A 4,020-nucleotide genomic window follows, 5' to 3' on the forward strand; every position below is an offset into this window, starting at 1 on the left:
CGGCGAGCAGGCCGCGGATCATGTTCACCAACTGGGTGCGTTGCTTGACCAGCAGGTCGCGCGTCCGGTGCAGCGCCAGCGCCGCCTGCTGCTCGGTCGCCTTCACCGGCACGAAGCGCATGCTCGGGCGCGTCACCGCCTCGCAGATGGCGGCGGCATCGTTCGCATCGATTTTACCGCCCTTGACGTACGGCTTCACGTAAGCCGGCGGCATCAGCCGGACGTCATGGCCGAGCCTCGTGAGTTCCCGGGCCCAGTGGTGCGCCGTGCCGCATGCCTCCATGCCGACTAGGCATCGCGGCAGCTTGGCGAAGAATGGCACCACCTGCGCCCGCCGTAGCGCCTTGCGAACGACGACGTGCCCAGCTGCATCGACGGCGTGAACCTGAAAAAATGCTCTTGGCCAGATCGATGCCGACGGTGGTGATCTCCATGGGGATGGCTCCTGCATCTGCGTGGCTGCTGCTTTGACAGCAACCACATCTTGGCACCGAGATGCCGTCAGTCGGAGCGGGAGCCATCCACCCCATCTGCTTTAGGCTGCGGTCGACGAGAGGCGGACGTTCGAAGACCTGTATTTCAGCGAATGGGGGCTGTGTTCCTCCGCCCGCCGTAGCCTGCCGATATCGGCCGAGTGTGGTAGAAAAGCCGCCTTCTTTACAACTTGCGCATTTGCGTCTCTGTTACGCCTCGTACTCGCCGGACGACGGTCAATAACGAGCGGGGATGCCAACCCCGGACCATGGGGATGAGACAATGCTGGATCAGGGATCACCCCACCGAGAGTGGGCCGGTCTGATCACGGAGGGGATCGCTGAGGCGGCGTATGTCCGCGAGGACTATGGACGACGGAGATCCGTCGACGAGGCACGGCAGCGAACCCTTGCGCTCGGCCACATCGTTCAGACGGACATCATCCCTCGGCTGATATTGGTTGATCGCGGCGACAAGCAGGTCCGATCAGACGTTCTGCCGAAACTGGATACAGAGACGGTCGCGGGGTTCACGGATCTGATCCTCAGGCACGACGTCGCGGCCGTCATGGACGCTTTCACCGCTCTGACGTCCAAGGGCTATTGCGTCGACGACCTTTTCCTCGACCTGCTGGCACCTACGGCGGCCCTGCTGGGACGCATGTGGGACGACGATCTGTGCGACTTCATCGAGGTAACGGTCGGCCTCGCCCAACTTCAGTTCTTGTTGGCCACGTTCGGCTCAGACGGAGGCATCGCGCCCTACGATAGCGAGCGCCGTATCCTCCTGATGGGAGCACCAGGCGAACTACACACCTTCGGCTTGGCGATTGTCGAGCAGTTCATGCGAAAGGCCGGCTGGCATGTGGCGAGTGGCCTTGCCTCCAGTCCTGAACAAATCTCCAATCTCGTAGGTTCGGAGTTGTTCGGCGTGGTGGGTCTGACGCTGAGCCGGGAGAGCCACCTCGATCAACTTGCTTCCTCGATCCAGGCGGTACGACAGGCGTCCCTCAACCCTTCGATAGGCGTCATGGTTGGGGGACCCGTCTTCCTTGAGCATCCCGAATATGTCGAACGGGTCGGCGCTGATGCCTCGGCGGTGGATGCCCCCACCGCGGTGCTCCTCGCGCAGAGACTGCTCCCAACTGCGAGGTCAGAACGCTCGATAAGGCCATGAGGAAATTCTGCAACCGCCGAAGCCAGTTATCATCCTCCAGGCTTGCGAGCGAACGAATGTAGGTTCTTCCACGATCCGACCGCCTGATAGGATCCAGCAGCAATGTCTGTCGTTCAGCTCATCTATGCCTCACGCCCCTTCGGATTTGATCAAGCGATGCTCAATGGCATCCTGTCGCAATCGCGGCGATGCAACTCGCGCGATGGGATTACCGGCGCCCTCATTTGTCGGGCAGATGTTTATCTGCAGTTGTTAGAGGGTTCGGCTGCAGCGCTGGATGCCACCTATGCCCGGATCTTAAGGGACGACCGGCATCTGGAGATCAGACGCCTATCTTATCACACTGTGACGGACCGTTTATTCCCTGGCTGGGCTATGCGCGATGATCCAGCCCGATCTTGGATGTGGTCACAAACTGAAGTTGCGAACGGAGCGATAGATCAAGCCACTTACCTGCAAGCTCTCGAAATATTCGAGCGGCTTGCAGCTGAACCTGAACGGGAAGACGCATAGCGCGCCTTATGAACGGCTAGAAAATCTGCAATCGATGAAAAGCTACTAGTCGGATCGGACCGATGTCGTTCGGTGAATGCGGGCATTGGCCCGGTTCAATCCGCCCGTAGATCTGCCTAGAATAAGTGAAGCGAGCTTACTCATGTTCGACGAATACGGCATCCCGCGCGGCGCCGATTTAGACGAAGCTACGGTGGTCCCACTCTGCCATTTTGTTTATTGTAGTCGTGCCGCAGAAAGCGTTGACGACGCCGAAGTTTCCCGCATCGTCGAGGTGGCCCAGCGCAACAATCTCGCACACGGCATCACCGGGGTTCTGGTTTTCGGCAGCGGCGTCTTCTTCCAGTGGATCGAGGGGCCGGGTGCCGAGATACAGAAACTGATCGCGACCCTATATCGTGACAAGCGCCATCATGACATCGTTTCGCTGAGCCAGAGCGAGGAAGAGCGAGAGCGCCTCTATCCGAACTGGGACATGGAGAAGGTCGAAGCCGAGGATATCCGTCTGGTGCTACAGGATGCGCTCGAAAGCGCAGAAGACAAGAACAATCGGGTGACGCTGATGCGCATTCTCGAACAACTCGATTTGAGGCCGCTCGGTCGAATTTGATCGGGGTCAAGGTCAGCATTTCAGCAGATCTTGAGGAAATTTGTACGATTATGTCGGCTCGTGAGCGGAACGTCCGGTTCTTGCCGAAAGTCCAAGGGCCGCTCACCACCCCAAGCCGAAGTTACCGAGTGGCCGACGAATGGCCGCTTTTGGGAAACGCCAACGGCCGTCAGTAGAGCCGACTTGGGTCGCATGCGGAACGTCCGCATATGCCCTCCATCTCCAGAGCCTCGGTTCAGTGTCCCCTCGCCTTGTCGGCATGAGCCGGGGAGGAGATAGACAATGGGACACTCTGCACACGATCCGGCCACGAAAGGACGGCCGGCCTGGAACGCTGGCCGCAAGCTCGGCGCCACGCGAGCCCTCAAACCTCAGCAGGTCTGCCATCCGGTTCTGGCTCGACCGCGAACGGCGCATACGCGACCGGGCAATGTTCGACCTCGCCATCGACAGCAAGCTGCGCGGCTGCGACATCGTCAAGCTCAAGATTGGCGACCTTGTCAGCGGTGGTCGCATCCGTAGCCGAGCCATCGTCATTCAGCGCAAGACCGGCCGACCGGTGCAGTTCGACTTGCTCGAACCCGCGCGTACCAGCATCCTGGCCTGGCTGGAGGCCAGGGGTGGAACGCTCGACGACTATGCCTTCCCGAGCCGGCTCGCAGGCGTCACGCACATCAGCACCCGGCAGTATGCGCGCCTCGTCGATGAGTGGGTTACGGGCATCGGGCTGCGCAGCGAGGACTACGGAACCCATTCCCTGCGTCGTACGAAGGCGTCTTTGATCTACAAGCGGACCGGCAACCTGCGCGTCGTCCAGATTCTGCTCGGCCATACCAAGATTGAGAGTACGGTCAGGTACCTCGGTGTCGACATTGAGGATGCTCTGACCCTGGCCGAAGGGACTGAGATTGAGTGTTTGGCCTCTCGGCTTCTGTGTCGAGGGGCTTCGAAACCAGCCCGGCAGCAAAGCGCCCATACCTGCCGCGGGAGAGAGCTGTCTGTTTCCCGGTAAGCAGGCATGACGTCCCCCATCGCTTTGGTCCGGCGTGAGTGCGAGTTTTCCGGTTTTGTGGAGTTGACCCCGTTTGTGGTCCACGGCCTATGCAAGTTCTCGGGCTGTGACAGCTTGCTTGGCGAAGGCTCGGGGTGTCAAGCCGCCCAGAGCCGTGTGAGGTCGATCTTCGTTGTAGTGGCACCTCCAGTCCTCGATGCGCTCACGGGCATCAGCCAGCGACAAGAACCACGAA

The 4,020-nt window shown here is 60.3% G+C and carries 4 protein-coding genes and 2 pseudogenes; 4 read left to right on the plus strand and 2 right to left on the minus strand.

Features of this window, described 5'->3' with window-relative positions; all coding sequences use genetic code 11:
* Positions 1-434: pseudogene (locus CIW48_RS32660) on the minus strand (IS110 family transposase); the annotation flags it as partial.
* 322 nt (positions 435-756) lie between these two features.
* Here CIW48_RS32660 and CIW48_RS32665 point away from each other — a divergent pair.
* The 4 genes and pseudogenes from CIW48_RS32665 to CIW48_RS32680 all read left to right on the plus strand — a co-directional run.
* Positions 757-1,650 (plus strand): cobalamin B12-binding domain-containing protein, encoded by an 894-nt coding sequence (locus CIW48_RS32665; protein ID WP_149314488.1) that lies wholly within the window; start codon positions 757-759, stop codon positions 1,648-1,650.
* A 102-nt stretch (positions 1,651-1,752) separates the two neighbouring features.
* The gene (locus CIW48_RS32670; protein ID WP_149314489.1) at positions 1,753-2,163 is read left to right on the plus strand and encodes a BLUF domain-containing protein; all 411 of its coding nucleotides are present in this window, start codon (positions 1,753-1,755) and stop codon (positions 2,161-2,163) included.
* Positions 2,164-2,305: 142 nt separating this feature from the next.
* Complete coding sequence (locus CIW48_RS32675) at positions 2,306-2,773, plus strand: BLUF domain-containing protein (RefSeq protein WP_149314490.1); 468 nt, start codon at positions 2,306-2,308, stop codon at positions 2,771-2,773.
* Between the two features lie 282 nt (positions 2,774-3,055).
* Positions 3,056-3,683 (plus strand): annotated as a pseudogene (locus tag CIW48_RS32680) (tyrosine-type recombinase/integrase); the annotation flags it as partial.
* Between the two features lie 189 nt (positions 3,684-3,872).
* Here the strand turns inward: CIW48_RS32680 and CIW48_RS32685 are convergent.
* The coding region (locus CIW48_RS32685; RefSeq protein ID WP_149313198.1) for an integrase core domain-containing protein at positions 3,873-4,020 on the minus strand (148 nt) is incomplete at its 5' end.

The sequence above is a fragment of the Methylobacterium sp. P1-11 genome (assembly GCF_008329595.1).
Taxonomy (GTDB): domain Bacteria; phylum Pseudomonadota; class Alphaproteobacteria; order Rhizobiales; family Beijerinckiaceae; genus Methylobacterium.

Coding starts and splice junctions, on each gene's coding strand:
- CIW48_RS32665 (WP_149314488.1), top strand. CDS start 757: ATGCTGGATCAGGGATCACCCCACCGAGAGTGGGCCGGTCTGATCACG.
- CIW48_RS32670 (WP_149314489.1), top strand. CDS start 1,753: ATGTCTGTCGTTCAGCTCATCTATGCCTCACGCCCCTTCGGATTTGAT.
- CIW48_RS32675 (WP_149314490.1), top strand. CDS start 2,306: ATGTTCGACGAATACGGCATCCCGCGCGGCGCCGATTTAGACGAAGCT.